The organism is Caballeronia sp. LZ029, from assembly GCF_031451275.1.
Classification (GTDB): domain Bacteria; phylum Pseudomonadota; class Gammaproteobacteria; order Burkholderiales; family Burkholderiaceae; genus Caballeronia; species Caballeronia jiangsuensis.
The window spans coordinates 1-19,003 of record NZ_JARUXO010000096.1; the positions used below are offsets into that span (position 1 = coordinate 1).

A 19,003-nucleotide genomic window follows, 5' to 3' on the forward strand; every position below is an offset into this window, starting at 1 on the left:
ATGGAGAAGCGACAACTATGAACTAGCCAGCGACAATTACACCCGTCGACCGGCCAGAATAGTTGTCGCTGACCGGCCGTGCCGCTTGACGCTGTCTACGATGGTTTCATCCAGCAAAACTGCAGCGGCGACGTCACTCAAGCGCTATCGCGATAAGCGCGACTTTGGCGCCACACCTGAGCCGTCTGCATCGAAGGAGTATGTGGCAAACAGAACGCCGACTCAGGGCAGCAGCTTTGTTGTGCAGAAGCATTGGGCCAGTCGCCTCCACTATGACTTCCGGCTCGAACACAACGGCGTGCTGCTGTCATGGGCTGTTCCCAAAGGGCCGTGCTTCGACCCTGCGAAGAAGCAGATGGCGGTGCACGTTGAAGACCACCCTATCGATTACGCGAGCTTCGAGGGAACCATCCCTCCCAAGCAATATGGCGCAGGCACGGTCATTGTGTGGGACCGTGGGACGTGGGAGCCGGTCGGAGATGCTGACAAGGGTATGGAAGCAGGAAAATTGATTTTTCGTCTGCACGGTGAAAAACTCGCCGGCTTGTGGGAGCTGGTGCGGATATCAAAGCCTGGAGACAAGGCCGACCAGTGGATGATGTTCAAGAAACGCGATGAGTGGTCGCGTCCGCTCGCCGAATACGACGTCATCAAGGCACTCCCCGACAGTGTCATCGCGAATCCCCTTGGACCTGTCGAAGAACGCGAACCGCGCACTCCCCGAAGTCCGCGCGCCGAAGCTCCGGAGATTGACCTCTCAGCTGCGGTGACGGCGTCACTGCCGGCCAAGCTTGAACCGCAACTTGCGACGCTCGCGCCCTCACTGCCAGCAGGCGGCGAGTGGATAGTGGAGTCCAAGCTCGATGGGTACCGCCTGTTAGCGCGAGTCGAAAAGAAGAGAGTGAAGCTCCTTACCCGCAACGGTCATGATTGGACGACTCGATTCCCGCTTCTCGTTGCCGAGCTTAAAACGCTCCAGCTATCCAGCGCATGGCTGGATGGCGAAATCGTCGTGTTAAAAAACGGGATTCCAAGTTTCTCCGCGCTTCAGAACGCGGTTGATGGGCAATCGAACAAGGACATCCTCTACTTCCTTTTCGACGTGATGTTCCTTGACGGCAAGGACCTCCGCAAAGTGCCGCTGTGGTCAAGGCGTGCGTTGCTTGAACCTCTTGTTGAAAACACAGGAGAGCGGCTGCTGTACAGCCAGGACTTTGACGCTCCGCCAGCGCAGATATTCGAAGCTGCGACAGGCCTTGGTTTGGAAGGACTGATGCTCAAGCGGCGCAATGCAGTCTATGAGTCGGGGCGTACGCAAACTTGGCTGAAAGCGAAAGCTCGGCTGAGACAGGAACTCGTCATCTGTGGCATGACCGCGCGTGGCGGCAACGACGGAGAGGTCGGTAGCTTGCTGCTCGGCTATTACGTGGGAAGCAAGCTTCATGACGCAGGGAGTGTCGGAACCGGTTGGGATTCGAAGACTGCGCGGAACCTCTGGAAGCAACTTACGCCGCTCGAAGTCGACGCAACACCCTTCAACACGCCCCTCAAGAAACCGGGTCGATGGTCAAAGCGCGCAGCGGGGAGTGAGAGATGGGTAAAGCCTATCCTAGTCGCGGAGGTCGAGTTCACTGAGTGGACCGCCGATGAAGTGATTCGTCAAGCGTCGTTCATAGGCTTGCGTCTCGATAAGGACGCTCGTGGCGTAGTCCGAGAAGGCGGAACGACGCAGGCCTCTGAGCCTTTTCCTCAACTGAAGATAACGCACCCTGAGCGCGTAATTGACGCATCAGCGTCGGTCACGAAGGCCGACCTTGTCCGGTTCTACGCCAGCGTCGCAGAGCGGATATTGCCCCACCTGAAAGACAGGCCCGTTGCCCTCGTGCGCGCGCCTGATGGTGTCGCCGGCCATCTGTTCTTCCAGAAGCACGCTGAACGCACCGCGATGCCCGGGCTTAAAGCGCACGACCGAGAATTGTGGCCAAATCATCCACCGTTGCTGACGGTCGACACCGTCGACGCGCTGCTGTCCGCCGCGCAGATGAATACCGTCGAATTTCATACATGGAACTCGGTAGTCCGGCGCCTCGATGCGCCCGACCGGGTCATCTTCGACCTCGACCCGGGCGAAGGCGTTAAATGGAGTCACGTCCAGGAAGCCGCTCAACTTGTCCGCTTGCTGCTATCGGAGTTGGGCTTGCAAGCGTGGTTGAAGACAAGCGGCGGTAAGGGCCTACATGTGGTCGTGCCGCTTGCTCCGCGGTTGGACTATGCGACAGTCAAGGCATTCTCAAAGACATTCGTTGCGCATCTCGCGAAGACGATTCCCGAACGCTTCTCTGCGATTTCTGGACCGTCGAATCGGCTTGGAAGAATCTATGTCGACTACTTGCGCAACGGGAAGGGGCAGACAACTGCTGCTGCCTTCTCTGCTCGCGCTCGACCAGGCATGGGCGTCTCGATGCCAGTTGCTTGGGAACAACTTGCTGACCTCAAGAACGGCGCTCAGTGGACCGTGCAAACGGCGCGCGAGTATCTGAGCTTCCAATCTAGCGACCCATGGGCCGAATACTGGTCGACAAAACAGTCGCTGACCCAAGCGATGAAGCGACTGCCGTAGACTTGTTTCAGCTGGTCGCTTCGTACCTACGACGGCACGTCAGTTGTCCACGCGAAACCCTGCTTTCAGGGTTACCTGCCAATGCGCAATCCTGCCACCTTCCACATGACCTCGCGTTTCCGTCACCTGAAACCACTCAATGTTCTTCACGGTCACCGATGCTTTCTCAAGCGCAACCTCGACTGCTTTATCGGATGACTCGGGTGAAGAGCCGGTGATTTCGAGCAGTTTGTAAATATGGTCAGACATACGAACTCCCAAGACAATATCTGTCTTCAATAGTTGATGGTTGGTGGTGAAATCGACGTGAATCCGGGCTCTCGCGCTTCGGCGCGTGTGCTCGGAGGTACTTTCACGTGCTCGCCTGGTTTGTATGCAGTGTCGCCGGCCGCGGTCGCTCCTCGCGTAGATGATGAGCGCTTGACAGCAACTACCGTACCTTTGCTGCGGGGGTTGGATTCGGATTCATGCAGAGTGGCCCCTGACGTTCCTATAAAAGCGGTCGCGGCACCGCCAGGTGCCTCGAGTTTGCCGTAGCAGATGCCGTGATGTCGAGCGACAAAAGAAGGCGCAAGCGCGCCACGACGAGCAGCATGCAAACGTCCTGCCGAGGCGAACGCGTCTTAATCGACGATTTGTACTTCCATTCCTTGGCGCAGCCGGGCCGCGAGCCAGACGGCCTCTTCCTCATCCTTCGCGAATGTGATGAATTGGTCGCCCGGCCGTTCGGCGTGAGGCAACGCGATGCTCCAGACGCCACTGCTTTCTTTGCGGACAACGACGCATGGGAAGGCTTGCTGATTTTTTATGGCCATCGTGCGCCCTCGAAAGCGCCAAACGCCGTCGCGATGTTTGACGGGTCTGCCAGTAATTTGGCCTAATCGGAAGGAAGGACGGATTTTCTTTCGCGACCCGGGCCCGTAGTGCATCTGCCTCGGAAAAAGCGCCAGAGCTCCTGTCGCTGCTCACCGAACTTGCCGCGCTTACAAGAAGGAAGTAAGTGCGGAAGACTGTAGTCGCCGGGCACGTTTCAACGCGATAGGTCTCGGGCTAAAGACAGCAACCGATGCTCCCGGCATTGCGAGGAGATTCGATGCGCAGCCGCCGATATCGCAAGTGCGAATGACTTGCAACGTCGTGCGCGCCCTAAGTGTTCGCACGATTTCTACGCTCTTGACCTGGATGCCGGCTCCGTGTGTTCATTGTTGCACGCAAAACCTCGCCCATACGAGTTTAAAAATCATTTCCATACTTTCCGACCACGACCGGTGTATTTGACCGAAAAGTCTAAAAGCAAATGCTTGGATTCGGCCATTGTGCTCGCATGGTTACCGCATTGAATTCGACCGGCCGAAAGAGGCGTTGTCCGGCCCAGTTCGACTCGCACTCGGAGTCACGTCAGGCGCCGTCCGAACAAGAGAAACCTGAAATTCTCCTGCTGACAGGTGTCTGTGGCTCTCTTCTTGCTGTTTGACGGGAACAACCGCCACTGGACATTCGTATGACATCTGCTTCCCTCACTGTGCTCGTTCAACGAGAAGGCATATGGTCCTACGACGGCCGTGTGCTACTCGACGAAATGGCAGCAATGCAAGCCCTCTATTCGGGCGCCAGCGCAAAGTCACGCTTCTCGCAAAGTGAAATAAGCTCCGCCCGAGGGCGTTTTCTTATTGCTCGAACCGTGAAGGGTGAGGCTATTGGTTGTGGGGCATACAGGCGGCTCGATTTCGGTGTCGCTGAGCTCGTCTGCATATATAGTCGAATGCCAAACGCTGGCATCGGAAGAGCTGTGTTGGCGGGATTGGAGTCGAATGCCGCAGAAGCCGGCTACCATACTCTCATGGTCGAAATGTCGAGAACGAACCGGTCGGGGAAGCGGTTCTTCTGGCGCACGGGATTCGAGCCGGCTATTTCCACCAGCGCGGACCTCGACCCGGAGCAGCGCCTTTTTCTCGGGAAAAACGTGGTGTAGCCACGCTAGCTTCCCGTGCAGCAGTTTCAGGCACAGGTCCTCGACCAATCGAACCAGCAAGGGTCGGCTAACGGCCTTCGAAGCAAGCGCCAATCAGGGTTCCGTATTCACTCTCTGATGTGGCGACAATTTTCCGCATCATCGCGTCCAGCCCCGTGTGGTTGGCTAGTTCGCGGACGAACACGCGAGCAGTGCGCAGAGTGATGGAGTCCGTTCGAGCCTCGGTACCGTCGTCCTCTACGAGAAAGTGGAAACAGTGCGACTCTTTGTCCCCACTCTCCGCGGCAGTGTGGGCTGTAATAGTTATTTTCATGGTCAGCCTTCGAGAACGAGAGCTAACCACATTCAGCATGACGCGAGCCTGATGCCATAGAAAACCTTTCATGCGGTTCTTCTACGCAAAATCATCAGTTCCTCGTCGCTTGTTCGGGAGGGGCAACTCATCATTCAGCGTTTCTGAGGATTCTTCCGCAGGCAGGAGACGAATTTGAGCCTTCGGGCTTAATTGCCGTGCAAGCGACAACGCTTCGTCCTGGTCGTTTGCTTCCTTGACAAAGACGCCGCCTTTACGAGGAACCTCTACACGCCAGACCCCACCTGCGGCAGGTCGAATGATGATTTCGGCGTCATCAGCGCCCTCATTCGTCAACATGTTAACCCCACCTTCTCCATCCCACCGGTCGGCTATTTTCCCATGCCAAAAGGGTAAAGTTGATGACTTTTCCGGAGCAAGGTGACGTCGGAGATATACAAAGCAAGTTTGACCGACTTTTGTCGATTGCGCCGGCGCACTTAGAGGGCGCGCGGGAGCTTGCAAGCACAATCTTGCTCGGCAGCTCAAAAATTTTGGAAGAGGCGCAGCTGCACGCAGTCGGGCGTTGTCCAGTTGCCATAAACCGCTTGATTACGCCAGTATGTGTCAGCAGAAATTGCGGCTCACCGTAGTGAGCCCGCCGAGCAAGTGAGACATGTCGACGAGTCTCTGCGCAACGAGATGTCGTACTTCGCCTTCGCACTGCCACGTCCCGTACACCGCAAGTAGCGCCGCACCGAGCGCTTCACGCCGAAACTTCTCGAGCAGAGAAGGCCAAACGATTACGTTCACGTTTCCTGTCTCGTCTTCGATAGTCACGAACATAACGCCCTTTGCCGTACCTGGCCGTTGACGCACAGTAACGAGTCCGCATCCGCGAGCGAGCCGGCCATTCGGATAAGTCATAAGCGTTGACGCAGGCATGAGACGTTGTTCAAGAAGAGTTGGCCGCAAGAGCGAAAGCGGGTGACGGCCGAGCGTGAGACTCATTGAGTTGAAGTCAGCAATGATGTCTTCCGCTTCGGACGGTGCGCCGAGCGCGGGCGTTCCATCATCTACCCGCGCATCGAGGAGAAGGTCGCGGTCTGGCACAGCGGCGACCGACTGCCAGAGCGCTTCGCGGCGATTGCCAGCCAGTGATGAAAGTGCATTCGCGGCCGCAAGAACCTCGAGGTCTTTCCTGTCCAGCTGAGCGCGTTTTGCCAAATCACTGACGCTTGAGAACACCTGAACTGCTCTTGCGGCTTCGATGCGCTCGGCGGCGCCATCCTTCATTCCCTTTAGCAGAGACAGACCGAGTCTAACTGCTGGCTTCGCTCGAGCATCATGGCACTCGAGAACCGAATCCCAGCCGCAGATTGTGACGTCTGCTGGAAGGACCTTTACGCCGTGTCGTTGCGCATCCTGGATGAGCTGCGAAGCCGAGTAAAACCCAAGCGGCATGCTATTCAGCATCGCGGCGAGGAATGCCTCCGGCTCGTGGCATTTCAGCCAGCTGCTCGCGTAGACGAGCAACGCGAAGGATGCAGCATGACTCTCAGGGAAGCCATACTCGCCGAAGCCATGAATCTGCTGAAAGATTGACTCAGCAAAATCACGTTCATACCCTCGCTCCATCATGCCGTTGACGATGCGGTCGTAGTAGCGGTCGAGGCCACCCTTGCGTTTCCATGCTGCCATGGCTCGGCGGAGCTGGTCCGCTTCGCCGGGCGTGAAGCCAGCGGCCAGGATGGCGACTTGCATGACCTGCTCTTGAAAGATGGGCACGCCGAGTGTTCGACCGAGGGCGACCTTCAACGCTTCGCTTGGATATGTGACCGGTTCGATTCCTTGCCGGCGTCGCAGATAGGGATGCACTGCACCGCCCTGAATCGGGCCCGGTCGCACGATGGCCACTTCAATGACCAGGTCGTAGAACTCTCGCGGTTTCATGCGAGGGAGCATGCTCATCTGTGCGCGTGACTCAATCTGGAAGACGCCCACCGTATCGGCGCGCGAAATCATGTCGTACGTTGCCTTGTCCTCTGCCGGAATGTCCTGCATCTCGAAGCGTTCGCCGCGTTGCTCTGAGATGATGTCAAGGGTGCGGCGAATCGCCGACAGCATACCCAGCGCGAGCACGTCAATCTTCAGAAGACCGAGCGCCTCCAGGTCATCCTTGTCCCATTGAATCGCCGACCTGTCCGCCATCGCCGCATTCTCGACGGGTACAAGACGCGTGAGTTTTCCGCGACTGATGACGAAGCCGCCGGAGTGCTGCGACAGATGGCGCGGAAAGTTGAGGATTTGCGCTGCCAACGTCGCCCACAATCCGATGAGCGGGTTTTCGGGGTCCAGGCCTGACTCCGCGAATCGTCGAAGAAGGTCCTGCGAATGGTCGAACCACTGATGCGACTTTGCAACCTTGTCGACGATTTGTGGGTCGATGCCGAGCGCTTTGCCGGTTTCGCGAAGCGCGCCGCGCGGACGATACGTCGAAACCGCCGCCGCAATCGCGGCTCGGTCGCGCCCATACTTCCGGTAGATGTATTGAATGACCTCCTCACGCCGTTGATGCTCGAAATCCACGTCGATGTCCGGCGGTTCACCACGCTCCTTCGAGATGAATCGCTCGAACAGCATATTGCCGCGCGACGGGTCGACTTCGGTTACGCCGAGGCAATAACAAACAGCGCTATTCGCAGCTGACCCGCGGCCCTGACAGAGGATGTGCTGACTACGAGCGAAGCGGACGATGTCGTAGACCGTGAGGAAGTAGGCCTCGTACTGAAGCTCGCGAATAAGCTGTAACTCATGCTCGATTTGCTCTTGAACAGCATGAGGAATGCCGCCAGGAAACCGGCGATGGGCCCCGATGTAGGTCTCCTGCCTCAGATACGCTTCGTGAGTGAACCCATCCGGCACGAGTTCATCCGGATACTCGTATCGAAGTTCGTCCAGAGAGAAGTTGCATCGCTCAAGAATGTTGAGCGTCTCCGAGAGCGTGTGCGGCGGATACAGATTTGCAAGACGCAGTCGCGACCGAAGATGTCCTTCCGCGTTCGGCGCGAGGTCGTAGCCACAATCTGCGACGGGCTTTCCGATTCGAATCGCCGTCATCGTATCCTGCAGTGGCTTCCTTGAACGCACGTGCATGACGACGTTTCCTGTCGCTACAACGGGTACTCGGTACTGGTCCGCCACGAACTCCACGGCACCGCGATGAATGTCGTCCATTGCGCGTTGATGCAGCGTGAGCCCTACCCAGGCACGTTCAGAAAAAACGTCGGTCATCCACTCGAGTTGCACAGCGAGCGCGTCTTCTTTTGCAGGGAAGTCGGGCACCAGGATAGCGAGGCAGTCCGGCATGCCTCTCAAGTGCGCATGTTCTCTCTCGGGCCTTGAGATGTCATGCGGCGTCAGAAGGTACTCGCCCTTGGCTGCGCGCATGCGCCCTAACGTGATGAGCTCGGAAAGATTGCCGTAGCCGTTGCGATTCTGGGCAAGCAGGATGAGTCCAAACGCTGGACTCTTGTCCGCGTTCACAAGCTGAAAGAATGACCCGATGATGAGCGGAAGCTTTTCCTCCTTCGCCTGGACATGAGCGCGGACTACGCCGGCCAGCGAACACTCATCGGTGACGGCAAGACCCGAGTAACCGAGTTGCGACGCACGCAACACCAGTTCCTCGCCATGGGAGGCGCCGCGGAGGAAAGAGAAGTTGGTGAACGCGAATAGCTCCGCGTAATCCGGCAACGCCAACGAGGGGAAGTCCACGACGACACCTGCTTACCCAAACAGACCGTGGAGGAACCAGCGCACTTCTTCCGACGTCACGCTCGGCCGTTCGCGATAAATCCAGTAGCAGCTCTTGTCGGCCGCTTCGGCGACGTAATAGTCGCGGGTAACCAGTTCGCGGTCATGCCAACCTGCTTCAATGCGCTCGCCAGTTGAAACGAGTTTAAGCGGCGAACCATAGAACGGCCGATGGTTCTTCACCATGAGGCGAACGGGCTCGTCGAGCAACCAGGTTGGACGCGGCAGTCCTACCGGCGGTATGGTCGGCTTCGCCTCATCCTGAACCGGCACCCAACGATTTGCGTGTTCCGGCCGGTGGTCGGAGGTCGGCGCCGGCCGCAACACGTTCTCGGCACCGAGTCTCGCAACGAGGAGTTCGATGAGGCGGTTGTGGTCTTCGGAAGACCCGCCTGGGTCAGGAAACAGCGAGTCGCTCGGCGGCTCGGCCGGCTCTACTTTGGAGGCCGTCAGTCGAACCGCAAGCACAGCAGCCGGCAGTTCAGTGCGTCCGAGCCGCTCCTTGAGCAAGCGCACGAGATGCTCTTCATGCCAGGTCGGCTCAGCAAGAGCGATTTCAAGAGTGGTGGGCTCAACGGCTTGTCGGCCGCGTTCGTGCTCGAGGGATACAGTGGCGTGTGTCAGCGCGAGTTGCTGCGCGCTCAACCAGCCACAAAGCTGCACGATGAGCCGTCGCGCGGAGAAAAGCACGGCTTCGGCGTGTTCGACACGGTCCGGCAGTTCGGCTCGGGCGCTGAAGGTTGGCGGAACCTCAAGCCACTGATACAGCTCTGGCGAAAGACCGTAGGCGCGGTCGAGAGAATCAAGCAAGTCCACACCGCACCTCTTTTTTAGCCCTGCGCGCGGAAGGCGCCGGATGTCACTCAAAGCTCGGCAACCGAGACCTTGAAACCAATCCGCGTAGGCGCGAACCTCTTGCACGACCATGAACGGAAGCGCATCGAGATTTCGCTCGAGCGAGCGCATCTTGAGGACGCGGCATCGGCCACGCTTGGCCAGCAGCCATGCGCCTTGCCCTGTCGGCGCGACGCTCGTGCGGGCCGTCACGCCTATCGACTTGACGACGTTTCGTAGCTGCGAACAGATACTGCGGATGCCGCCAAACAGACGCAGGCTCGCCGTCACGTCGACTACGATGGTTTCTTCGTCGCAAACGGCAACCTGCGGCGAGAAGCGCAATAAGCCGAGAGCGACTTCGCGCTGCATCTCCCGCTCGCGTTCTACACTTCTGTCGTAGACCGCCGCGTCAGGCGAAAGCGTTGTCACTCCGCCTTGCTTCATTCCTGGGACCACCCCAGCTTCTCGCGCTACTGAGTCCATCACAATCACCTTGTCGCGCTCCAGCACGACGCACCCGTGCTCAGTCGGCGGTGACCACCGCGGACGGAACACCTCCACCGAAAGCCGGGGCAGGAAGATGGCGACGAACACGGCCATAAGGGCTGAGCAGAATCGGTGACGGTTGCAGGGTGACGGACAATGTTTCGCTTCGTATCGGGCCTCGTCGCTTTACAACATCGACGACGAGGCCGCCGTCAGCGGGCCTGACTCCCAGCCGGAGCGTCGCCGGCGATGCGTCTTGGGCGCTGGCCAGTGGTCGGATTAGCACCAGCAAGGTTTCCGTTGCCTGCGCCGCAAGGTGAAGCCGTCTCAGTGCCTCAGCCCGGATGTGCTGCTGCCAGAACACGAGGGCGCCGCAGGTCTTTGCCTGAAGCACGCGCTCGGCGCACCAGAGCGCGTCCGCAGTCTTCGGCGCTCGCAGTCTCATCAGCCTGTTCATTGGCAGCCCGAGAAACGAGAACGCCAACGCGTTAGGAACGTGCGGAGGCTGCAAAAGCACCACCGGTCGGGCGCTCAATTCGGAGAGCGCCGGCCTCAACAACCGCATCTCGCCTATCCCTGGCTGCTGGACGAGCAACTCCACCAACGCTCCCAGTGGCCAGCCGCCGCCGGGCAGCTCGGCGCTCAGGGCCGCATATCCCGTGTCGACCGTCTTGCCGTACGCACGGGCGAGCTGAGACCCGCGCCAGAGGCTCGGATGAATCGACTCGATGTGTTGGGGCAAGGCAGCCATTTCGCGATAATACTGTATATTTATACAGTATCGTAACTCAAAATCCGAAGCAGTGAATTGCCCCTTTTAGGTCGTCACTGGACGCGCCAGGGGTTATGCTGACCGCCAATGCCAGTGCTTATCCCTCGGAGATGCAAGATTTGGAGCGGTGTTATGGCTGAATCCACAATTTCATCCAGGGGCCGAACAACCGTCCCTGCTCAAGTCAGAAAGGTGCTCAACACCAAGCCAGGTACGCGCTTACGCTGGCACGTCACGCCCGACGGTGAGGTGCTCGTCAGAGCGAAAACCCTGTCGATTAGGGAATTAGCCGGGTCGGTCAAGGTCAGTAAGAGCGTTGATATTGACGACATGGACCCTTGGCGCAGCTGACATTGAAAATGGACAGACTCGACATTGATGAACTTCCAGGCGCGCGCGCCGACCTTCTCTGCTTCCTGGTTGCAACCGTCGCCGCGTCGCACACACTGACGTACGAGTGGCGAATCGACCATCTTGTCGAAAGCTGCCGAATCTGGCTCGCGCGAAACGCCGTAGCGATGGTTTGGCTCGACCGAGTGCTCCTCGGGCAGCTTGCGCTGAAAATTGCGAAGCGCGAGTTGCAGGACGCCGGCATCGCGGTTCGGCAGTGCAATGTGCCGGCACTGTTCACCGGCGAAATGACGCTCAACCGCGCGAGCACGGTGGTCCAGAAGATGATGAAGCTGTGCAAGGAATCGCTCTGAGCTGGCCAGCCAGCGAATCGACTAAGGAAGACCACGCATGTGCTACTCGGCCCAAATCCAGGCGGACTATCGCAAGTACGTGAAGACTTTCGGTGCACACATGGACATCGAGGAATTTGCGCGCCTTTACTTCGAACGAGCCGAGGGCAGCAAAGCGAAGATTCCGAAGGCTGTCGACGACAGTTTTCGCGAACCGCAGACTGATGCAGAGCGACAGATAAAAGCGTCTATCGACCGGTTCAACGCCGAACAGACGACGAAGCTCGAGCAAGAGGTCTTTAAGCAGCGAACCCGCCTCGCATATGCCGAGCGCACGTTGCAGTCGAAGGTGACGAAGGCCGCCTCCGAGAGTAAACGCATCGCGATTGACAAAATCGAAGCTTCGCTGCGCCGCCTTGAGGACATCAGCCGGACCGATGCCAAGCCGCGCGACTCACGGATTTTTCCTGGAACCTACGCACCTGTGCTTGTCATGGAGAACGGCAAGTACGTGGTCAAGCCGATGCGTTACCAGTGCCGAATTGCCGGCAAACCGGCGAACTACGACGTGAAGTATCCAGGCACCTACAACGCACGACGCGACAACCTCGAAGGATTCTGGAAGCCGTGTTTCGGCTACACGCATGGCGTGATACTTGTTGATGTCTTCTACGAGAACGTCAGCAAAGCAAAGATGGAAGGCACGTTGCTGGAGACTCATGAGAAAGACGAGAATGTCGTCCTCGAGTTTCGTCCGAACAACGGCCAACTGATGCACGTTGCTTGCCTATGGTCGAGATGGACCGCGCCAGGGCAACCCGACCTGCTATCGTTCGCCGCAATCACCGACGAACCGCCGGCCGAAGTTGAAGCTGCGGGCCACGACAGATGCATCGTCCCAATCAAACCTGAAAATATCGAAGCGTGGTTGAACCCAGAAGCTTCGGATTTGAAGGCAATGTATGCGATTCTTGATGATAGAGACAGGCCGTACTATGAGCACCGGCTTGCAGCGTAACCACGCATCGGGCGAACGAAGGTGTTGGTATCGGTGCCAGCGCATCGAGGTCGAGCCATTGGCTGCCTCGACACCGTAATGCCCGCGCTTTGATTTGGCGATGCTCCCTGACCCACTAATCGAGCGATTTCTGAAGGCAAGCCGCAAATCGACCCTGGGTCGCCGAACACCCCCAATGCGCTAGACTGGCTTAGATTCTCGACAGGAGACTCGGGTGATACGCAAGACGCTTAATGCTTCGCGGCTTCAGCAAGAGGTCGACCGTCGAATTCATCGACTGCAAGAAGTCGTCGAGGATGGAGTGAAGATTCGTGTGCCGCGGCCCCTGTTGCAAGAGCCGGATAAAACAGGCTGCAACTGGAACATGACCAACTTCGGGAACGCAGTCGGCTTCGAGCGTGACATCGAGCGCGTGCTCAAAGCTGCGCGCGCGGAGTACAACCTCAGTACCGAAACGAAAGACGCTAGCAACCCGTTTGAGGACTAGCCACAAAGGCCATCGGTTCTTAAATTTGCCGGTTTCATGTTTTTCCCCGGGTTCATGCCTTCGCCGTGCAACTTCGCGTGCAAGCGCCACGTGACGTAGCGGTGCAGACGCTACGCCACGCGGGACGCATTTCCTCGAAGAAATAGGCCCATGCCTTCTCAAGGCTCGATAGTTACAGTTTCATCGACACGTGACCGGGAGCCGGGTCGGGCGTGTTCTCCAAAGTGTTCATCGAGTTGATAACGCCGTAGAGTTCAACGAGCGCTTTTTCTTTTTCCACATCATGCCCACCGACAACGCGGGCCATCTCAGTACGAGACAGTTCTTCCTCGTGATGCAGGTCAACAATAGTCAGTGTGCTCATTTCGATTCACCCTAAAAGTAGTGTGGGGCAAGGGACGGATTTTGATTGAGCGGTTCGAATTTTCGCTCGCTTAACCATATCCACGTTCTGTGCCAAGCGCAGCTCCGACACTACCGAGGGCCTAACTTTATGTTTACATGGAACAATTCTGGATTTCTCCTTTCTAGGATGTCGAGTCGCGGCGGCGACGTGTGTGATTGATTGCGACACACGACAAAGCTTCTGTTGGTCACGTTGAAACATTCCGGCCGTGTCTGTCAGAAAGTGAGAGCCGCCCAACCCAGCGAGTCGCTGGGCACGGTCTGCACGCTACTCTCGGGTATGCGTGACGAATCTGAAATCTCCTCGTCGGGCTCGCAGCACGCTGTTGGTACCATTACGTCGTCGCACATCATTACAACCGACAAAGGGCATATAGGCGAGAAATGGACATCTTTTTCTATTGGCAGAAGTTCGAGCAGGACTTGAAGAGCGGCCAGCTCGGCTACTTCGGCTCCAACAGCGCCAAGATTGCTGAACTCAAGGAGCGTTTGCCCATGCGCCTATGGGTTTTCAAAACGCCAAAGGGCATGAAGGGCTCTGTCCAACTGCTCGGCTCATTGCTAGTCAGTGACGAGCCCAAAGTTGCAGTGAACACCGAGTATCCGAACTTGATTTACTACGACCCGTTCTCACCTGAGTCGGTTCTGTTTGCTGACTCGGATGCGCCCGGACGAGTTGAGGGCGTAACCCGCCTCCTTCAACATCGTCTCCTCCACGCATTCAAATCGAATTTTCAAGGTGACGCAGGGCTGCAGGCACTGGAATCAAATGTCGTCCGCGAGTTGGAAGCAATGACGGCGGACTGGGCAAAGGTTCAGGTGCTCGAGCGGGTGAAAGACGGGACGAAGGTTCAGCCTATCAACCCCTTCGCGCAATCGTCACGTTGAACGCGGACACGCTCTATTGATAAAAATCCCCGCCGCGAACGGCGGGACAAGAGAGGGCGCGCTCCATGCAAAAAACCCAAGAACGCGCGGACAATATAGAGCTTCGCACCTGGCGTTCTCAAGCCACGCGTTGAAACGGTGCATTTCAAAGAGCGGAGCGTGCCGAGATGCGAGACGAAGACGCCTGTCGTTGCATTTGACGTCACGCTCAGAGCACACGCTGCTCGCGCATCCAATCGTCGCTCTAGGCGCCACCCGACGACCCTTTCGCCACAAGCAGCGCGTCGAACTCTTCGCGTGCTGACTGCAACTCAGACATCGCCGCTGCCAACCTTGCCAACATCAAGGTCGGTGCCGGCCCTCCTTCCGCGTCGCGGAAATGCTGCTCCAATGCGCCTGAAGCAGACTGCACCTCGCGTGCGGCTGCCGCGACACGTGCAATCGCTGCGGCCTCCGCCGCCCTTCGTTCAACTGGTTCCATCCGTTCTGCCTTCAAAATCGCGCACAGGCGTCGAGCGGCACCGTTTCGTAGATGCTACGCCACACTGGCGGCATTTTCTCGAAGTGGTTAGCTGCATAGGGACGAATGCGTAGGCCCGTCATTGCATCCCGCGCGCGTTCGTGCGAAATCCTTCGAGATGCGCATACGGCCACGTTGGCCGATTGCCCTTCGCGTCAGCGAACACATCCGTGCGCGCGACCGGAAGACACAGTGGATAAACGGCATGGCTACACGGGTGCATGAGCCAATCCGAAAACCACATCAAACCGACTCGCCAGCAACCATGCGCATCCACCGCGATGGTTGGCCAGCTTCTCGACCTTCTTCTGACCGACGCGATGACCGACATCGAGGTTGTCGCACGAGAATTGAACCTACGAGATGGGATGCTTGAATTGCTCCGTCGCTCATTGGACCGGTTGGCTTGCGCTCAAAGCGTCGTGGAAGCCGTTTGCAGTGGATTTGCCTGCAATGAGGAACTACCGATGGACCGGGTCATTCGAACAATAGAAGCACTCGCATATGCATGGCCGCAAGACTACTGTGTTGATGCGGTCAAATGGCTCTTACTCGACGAGCGCTGATTCAAGGTCGAGCCTGTCCGACGCTGATGCCAATCAATGCGGCCTTTGCGGGTCCGAAAACCTGTCGAACTGCGTCGCGCACCCTCCTCTGCTTCTCGGCGTCACGTTTTGGCGTTGTGTTCGAGAGATAAACGCAGAAAAAGCCCATGTTTCAAGCGTTTTTCCGATTGCGCACCGGATAAACCGTTGCTACGCTAGCCGACAGCTTACGACGGTGCATGTGCCGAGCGCTCGACGCTGCGGGGTGCTTCGTCTTAAGCATCTCTCAATCTACGACGACGAGGATGCACATGGCAACAAAGACCGCGAAACCTGCAGTCAAGAAAGCTGCAGCCAAGACTGCAGCGAAGAAGGCCGTAGCACCGGCGAAGAAGGCAGCGGCGGCCGGCGCAACGCTCAAGCCGGTGAAGGACCAGTTCACTAAGGCGTCGCTGACCACGTACGTCGCAGAACAAGCAGGCGTCGAGCCGAAGAAAGTGAAGGCCGTGCTGGCAGCGCTCGAAGACACGATTCTGGGTTCTGTGCACAAGAAGGGACTCGGCGAGTTCACACTGTCGGGCCTGCTAAAAATCAACGTTCAGAAAGTGGAAGCAAAGAAGCGTCGCTTCGGCAAGGACCCGTTTACGGGCCAGGAGCGTTGGTTTGATGCCAAGCCGGCGACGGTGAAACTGAAGGTACGTGCTCTCAAGAAGCTGAAGGACGTTGCCGCCTAAGGTCCGGTCCTCATGTTGACAAGAAGCCCGCTTCGTGCGGGCTTTTTCGTAGTCTTGGCGGCGGGTGTCCTCTCATCCTCCAGCCGCCGTCGACTGAATGAGACGGCCTAAACTCAATTCGGAAAACGACACGTTCGCTTAGGGCGGACTCACTGCGTCTCCTTCATGACGAGTCTCCAAACTTTACGCGCCTCCCGTTGGCCCAGAGAGGCGCGCCAAGCGGATATGTCTGTGTCAGTTGCTCAAGCCGTTCAGGGGCTCCTGATTGCCGTGGGCAACAGGCACGTCAAGACCCGAACTGGAGTCGATGAGTGCGCCGCTGACGATGATTGCATCGCCACCTTCGTTCGAAGACTCCACGAGGGTCTCCTCGCCGGCACCCGCCTTGTAGAGCTTGTCGATTTCAATTGCGAGCTCCTCGCTCTTCTTATAGAGGCTGGCTAGCAGCCATTTTTCCAGCAGCGTGATAATCATCGCGCAGGCAATTGCGCCGGCGGAGACAGCAAACGCTTCGGAGACGGAGCCGAGCAGCCCTTTTAAGCTATCGCGGACTTGTGCAGCGTCTGCGCTCACGTTGAACGCGTCCAGACCGTGCAGGATGCCAAAGAACGTTCCGATAATCCCGATGCCCGTAAGGATGCCGGGAACATGTTTGAAAAATTCAGCTCCGACATAAGAGTCCACGGTCGATTGGGTGTTAAAGAACATCTCAGCCGGGACCGTTGAGCGCTTTCTATCGAAGACGTAGTCGCGCTGTTCTGAATCGAACCGCTCCTGCTTAAAGAGCGTCTCGTCGTACTCGCTCCACAGGTGCGCGAGGTCCTTATGCTTTTCGAAAAGCGGCGCAGGGTCCGCCCCGGCTTCGAGTTGCACCAATCCGGCAATGATACGTTTGAGCGCAATACCGCGCAGAACGGCTCTCGGAATAAACCAGCAGACGAAGTAGGCGAAAAGCACAAGGATGGCGAGCGCGCACAGCTTCGCAATGACCGGCGCATGAACGAAGGTCTGGTACATGGTGTGTGGTCTTTAGTTTTGTTGTTGAGTCGGTTCTGCGGGCACCTCGATACCCTTTTGACGGCAGAACTCGAATATGAGCGTCTCAAGTAGGTTGGCCTGGCTTCGATTCTCGTGTGCTGCGGCGAGCGTAAGCGCGGCCTTAAAGCGCGCAGAGGCTCGGAAGCTTATGGGCGTGTCTTTACGTTCTCTCATTTAGCTTCCCCGATAGCTATCTCGCTTTTTTGTATGGTAGTTGTATTGCGTGCGACATTGCAATATCGGTGACCGTCCGGGGCGCGTCGATATGTGAGTTGGATGACAAAGACTCCGAAAATTTGGCATCGCCCGACTTGGTTTTGACTCGACCGATGGAAGACCAACAATCCAACAATCGACCTATACCAGGGCATTCATCATTCGGCGCTGCCACGAAGCCACGCGTGTTCAGTGGCGCAATACGTCGGTCACAACCTATGCTGGGTTTCTCCTGCCAAGTCTTTCACCTTCTGGTCCGCACCTCGGACCTGAATTCACATTCAATAGATGACGTTCTCGCCTGGGTGTACATGGTCGGATAACCGTTCTAACAAGGCTTTCGCGTCGTGCTGAATGGCGAGAGCTTGCTCCTGATATGACAGAGCCTGGTCTTGAATCGAGAGGACTTGTTCCAACGCACGCCGCAGCTCAAGACTCGTCGTTTCTACCGCACGCTCTCGCTCGCGAATGCAGTCGAGCAACACTTGCACTGACATGAGACCGCTCTCACTCAGTTGACTGACCTGCTCCACATATCGAGAAGAGGATGGCTCCGCGGCGAGGGAACGAATCTGTTCCAGCGTATGGGCGATACTAAAAACTGCTCGTCCCAAGGCTGTCTCGTGAAAAGGAAGTATCGACATATTCAGACCCTAAGTTACGTACTCGCGCGACGTCCGGTGGACGTCCGGGCGCGACCAGCCGCAGATTTTCTTCCCATTCGGTAACCTCGTCGATTGCAATAACGACACGAACGAAGAAAAATTGAGCAAGTGCGACTACCGCTTGTCCTGCGTTCAGTGGTCACATTTATTACGATTCACTTTCGCACCATGACGGCGAGGCGTTGCGAGCGACGGCGGCAACCATAGTCCGGTCAGCGACAGGCACTCTGACCGGGCTCGGAGGCGCGTTTACAAATATGGTGCGAGCCAAAACCTTTCTGTGAGCTTCGGTGCACTCTGCCTTGGCCGATTGGGGCGGTTCGTGTTTCCGCGGCTCCCACCGCCAACTCATGCGCTTGCGAGGCGCCAAGCCGGGCTATCTCGTCAACCACAGCGCGCTCACTGTCGACATTGGCGGCGCTTTTGCGAGTTCGGCGCCGGCCCCATTCAGAAGTCCAATTTCTGATGCACCGGCCCCCGGGATTGAGTTTTTTGGCGGGAAGCCCCGTTCACGCCGTCAAAGCGTGGGTCTAACCGACCGCCTCGGCTATGATTTCGCTCGAATCCGATAACGGCAGCACTGCTCCAAACTTGAGGATAGTCCAGACCCGGACAACAGCTCACCGAACGCATATCGGTGCCTCTTGGACCACTGCAGGAAGTGATGTCAATCTCGGAGGAAGCGGTCGCTTACGAGAAAGGTGTTGCTCGCAAGCCAAGCGCCCGGAGGGCTGAGAGAGAAAATTCGTGCTTTCGGCGGGTCAATTAAAGCTAGCTGGGCGGCGCCGCTGGAGCAGCCACTTCGCCTCCTAGACAGCGAAACACGCAGGGCCCGCAGGGCAAAGTGCTGGTCGGCAGGGTCTATGCAGACAGCGATGAAGCCGATGAGATTCGCGAGGTCGTCATCCCGCGGGACGCGTGGACGTATGACAGCGGGCCGTATGCTGGCCGGGAGTATTTGGTGCGCTACCCAGGTCTTCCTGCGCAAAGGGATACTGGGTACGGTGAC

General features: G+C 57.6%; 18 protein-coding genes. 10 read left to right on the top strand and 8 right to left on the bottom strand.

What is annotated here, in order from left to right:
• Nucleotides 1-100: 100 nt before the first annotated feature.
• Complete coding sequence (gene ligD, locus QCE73_RS36975; RefSeq protein ID WP_309885795.1) at nt 101-2,620, top strand: DNA ligase D; 2,520 nt, start codon at nt 101-103, stop codon at nt 2,618-2,620.
• 39 nt (nt 2,621-2,659) lie between these two features.
• Here ligD and QCE73_RS36980 read toward each other — a convergent pair whose 3' ends face one another.
• Entirely contained in the window at nt 2,660-2,869 is a 210-nt protein-coding gene (locus tag QCE73_RS36980) for a dodecin (RefSeq protein WP_309885796.1), read from the bottom strand.
• Between the two features lie 299 nt (nt 2,870-3,168).
• Here QCE73_RS36980 and QCE73_RS36985 point away from each other — a divergent pair, with 299 nt between their 5' ends.
• Nucleotides 3,169-3,501, top strand: coding sequence for a hypothetical protein (locus QCE73_RS36985; RefSeq protein WP_309885797.1), 333 nt, complete (start codon nt 3,169-3,171; stop codon nt 3,499-3,501).
• Nucleotides 3,502-4,121: 620 nt separating this feature from the next.
• On the top strand, nt 4,122-4,592 hold the full coding sequence (locus QCE73_RS36990) for a GNAT family N-acetyltransferase (RefSeq protein WP_309885798.1): 471 nt from the start codon (nt 4,122-4,124) through the stop codon (nt 4,590-4,592).
• Nucleotides 4,593-4,986: 394 nt separating this feature from the next.
• On the opposite strand, the gene QCE73_RS36995 is transcribed toward QCE73_RS36990, so the two are convergent.
• From QCE73_RS36995 to imuA, 4 genes are all read right to left on the bottom strand, one after another.
• Nucleotides 4,987-5,244 (bottom strand): hypothetical protein, encoded by a 258-nt coding sequence (locus tag QCE73_RS36995; RefSeq protein WP_309885799.1) that lies wholly within the window; start codon nt 5,242-5,244, stop codon nt 4,987-4,989.
• 267 nt (nt 5,245-5,511) lie between these two features.
• Complete coding sequence (locus tag QCE73_RS37000) at nt 5,512-8,661, bottom strand: error-prone DNA polymerase (protein ID WP_309885800.1); 3,150 nt, start codon at nt 8,659-8,661, stop codon at nt 5,512-5,514.
• Between the two features lie 12 nt (nt 8,662-8,673).
• A complete protein-coding gene (locus tag QCE73_RS37005) occupies nt 8,674-10,137 on the bottom strand; it encodes a DNA polymerase Y family protein (protein ID WP_309885801.1) in 1,464 nt (487 codons plus the stop codon).
• Nucleotides 10,061-10,774 carry a translesion DNA synthesis-associated protein ImuA gene (imuA, locus tag QCE73_RS37010; protein ID WP_309885802.1) on the bottom strand — a complete coding sequence of 238 codons (714 nt, stop codon included), beginning with the start codon at nt 10,772-10,774 and terminating at the stop codon, nt 10,061-10,063. Before imuA ends, QCE73_RS37005 begins: the two co-directional genes overlap by 77 nt.
• A gap of 153 nt (nt 10,775-10,927) precedes the next feature.
• Between imuA and QCE73_RS37015 the strand changes: the two genes are divergently transcribed.
• From QCE73_RS37015 to QCE73_RS37030, 4 genes are all read left to right on the top strand, one after another.
• The gene (locus QCE73_RS37015; protein WP_309885803.1) at nt 10,928-11,146 is read left to right on the top strand and encodes a type II toxin-antitoxin system PrlF family antitoxin; all 219 of its coding nucleotides are present in this window, start codon (nt 10,928-10,930) and stop codon (nt 11,144-11,146) included.
• Entirely contained in the window at nt 11,134-11,499 is a 366-nt protein-coding gene (locus QCE73_RS37020) for a hypothetical protein (RefSeq protein WP_404989870.1), read from the top strand. The genes QCE73_RS37015 and QCE73_RS37020 overlap by 13 nt, the downstream gene beginning before the upstream one ends.
• A 37-nt stretch (nt 11,500-11,536) precedes the next feature.
• The gene (locus QCE73_RS37025; RefSeq protein WP_309885804.1) at nt 11,537-12,496 is read left to right on the top strand and encodes an SOS response-associated peptidase family protein; all 960 of its coding nucleotides are present in this window, start codon (nt 11,537-11,539) and stop codon (nt 12,494-12,496) included.
• Between the two features lie 214 nt (nt 12,497-12,710).
• Nucleotides 12,711-12,983, top strand: coding sequence for a hypothetical protein (locus QCE73_RS37030; protein ID WP_062253099.1), 273 nt, complete (start codon nt 12,711-12,713; stop codon nt 12,981-12,983).
• Between the two features lie 172 nt (nt 12,984-13,155).
• Here QCE73_RS37030 and QCE73_RS37035 read toward each other — a convergent pair whose 3' ends face one another.
• Nucleotides 13,156-13,347 (bottom strand): hypothetical protein, encoded by a 192-nt coding sequence (locus QCE73_RS37035; protein WP_035505908.1) that lies wholly within the window; start codon nt 13,345-13,347, stop codon nt 13,156-13,158.
• A gap of 425 nt (nt 13,348-13,772) precedes the next feature.
• On the opposite strand from QCE73_RS37035, the gene QCE73_RS37040 reads away from it, so the two are divergent.
• The 3 genes from QCE73_RS37040 (at nt 13,773) to QCE73_RS37050 (ending at nt 16,075) form a co-directional block, all read left to right on the top strand.
• Entirely contained in the window at nt 13,773-14,276 is a 504-nt protein-coding gene (locus tag QCE73_RS37040; RefSeq protein WP_309885805.1) for a hypothetical protein, read from the top strand.
• A 741-nt stretch (nt 14,277-15,017) separates the two neighbouring features.
• On the top strand, nt 15,018-15,362 hold the full coding sequence (locus QCE73_RS37045) for a hypothetical protein (protein ID WP_309885806.1): 345 nt from the start codon (nt 15,018-15,020) through the stop codon (nt 15,360-15,362).
• Between the two features lie 290 nt (nt 15,363-15,652).
• Nucleotides 15,653-16,075 carry an HU family DNA-binding protein gene (locus QCE73_RS37050; RefSeq protein WP_309885807.1) on the top strand — a complete coding sequence of 141 codons (423 nt, stop codon included), beginning with the start codon at nt 15,653-15,655 and terminating at the stop codon, nt 16,073-16,075.
• A gap of 234 nt (nt 16,076-16,309) precedes the next feature.
• Here the strand turns inward: QCE73_RS37050 and QCE73_RS37055 are convergent, their stop codons facing one another.
• Together QCE73_RS37055 and QCE73_RS37060 are read right to left on the bottom strand one after the other, a co-directional pair.
• Complete coding sequence (locus QCE73_RS37055) at nt 16,310-17,092, bottom strand: MotA/TolQ/ExbB proton channel family protein (RefSeq protein WP_309885808.1); 783 nt, start codon at nt 17,090-17,092, stop codon at nt 16,310-16,312.
• 518 nt (nt 17,093-17,610) lie between these two features.
• Entirely contained in the window at nt 17,611-17,943 is a 333-nt protein-coding gene (locus QCE73_RS37060) for a hypothetical protein (protein WP_309885809.1), read from the bottom strand.
• Between the last annotated feature and the right edge of the window lie 1,060 nt (nt 17,944-19,003).

Coding starts and splice junctions, on each gene's coding strand:
- ligD (WP_309885795.1), top strand. CDS start 101: ATGGTTTCATCCAGCAAAACTGCAGCGGCGACGTCACTCAAGCGCTAT.
- QCE73_RS36980 (WP_309885796.1), bottom strand. CDS start 2,869: ATGTCTGACCATATTTACAAACTGCTCGAAATCACCGGCTCTTCACCC.
- QCE73_RS36985 (WP_309885797.1), top strand. CDS start 3,169: ATGTCGAGCGACAAAAGAAGGCGCAAGCGCGCCACGACGAGCAGCATG.
- QCE73_RS36990 (WP_309885798.1), top strand. CDS start 4,122: ATGACATCTGCTTCCCTCACTGTGCTCGTTCAACGAGAAGGCATATGG.
- QCE73_RS36995 (WP_309885799.1), bottom strand. CDS start 5,244: ATGTTGACGAATGAGGGCGCTGATGACGCCGAAATCATCATTCGACCT.
- QCE73_RS37005 (WP_309885801.1), bottom strand. CDS start 10,137: ATGGCCGTGTTCGTCGCCATCTTCCTGCCCCGGCTTTCGGTGGAGGTG.
- imuA (WP_309885802.1), bottom strand. CDS start 10,774: ATGGCTGCCTTGCCCCAACACATCGAGTCGATTCATCCGAGCCTCTGG.
- QCE73_RS37015 (WP_309885803.1), top strand. CDS start 10,928: ATGGCTGAATCCACAATTTCATCCAGGGGCCGAACAACCGTCCCTGCT.
- QCE73_RS37025 (WP_309885804.1), top strand. CDS start 11,537: ATGTGCTACTCGGCCCAAATCCAGGCGGACTATCGCAAGTACGTGAAG.
- QCE73_RS37035 (WP_035505908.1), bottom strand. CDS start 13,347: ATGAGCACACTGACTATTGTTGACCTGCATCACGAGGAAGAACTGTCT.
- QCE73_RS37040 (WP_309885805.1), top strand. CDS start 13,773: ATGGACATCTTTTTCTATTGGCAGAAGTTCGAGCAGGACTTGAAGAGC.
- QCE73_RS37045 (WP_309885806.1), top strand. CDS start 15,018: ATGAGCCAATCCGAAAACCACATCAAACCGACTCGCCAGCAACCATGC.
- QCE73_RS37050 (WP_309885807.1), top strand. CDS start 15,653: ATGGCAACAAAGACCGCGAAACCTGCAGTCAAGAAAGCTGCAGCCAAG.
- QCE73_RS37055 (WP_309885808.1), bottom strand. CDS start 17,092: ATGTACCAGACCTTCGTTCATGCGCCGGTCATTGCGAAGCTGTGCGCG.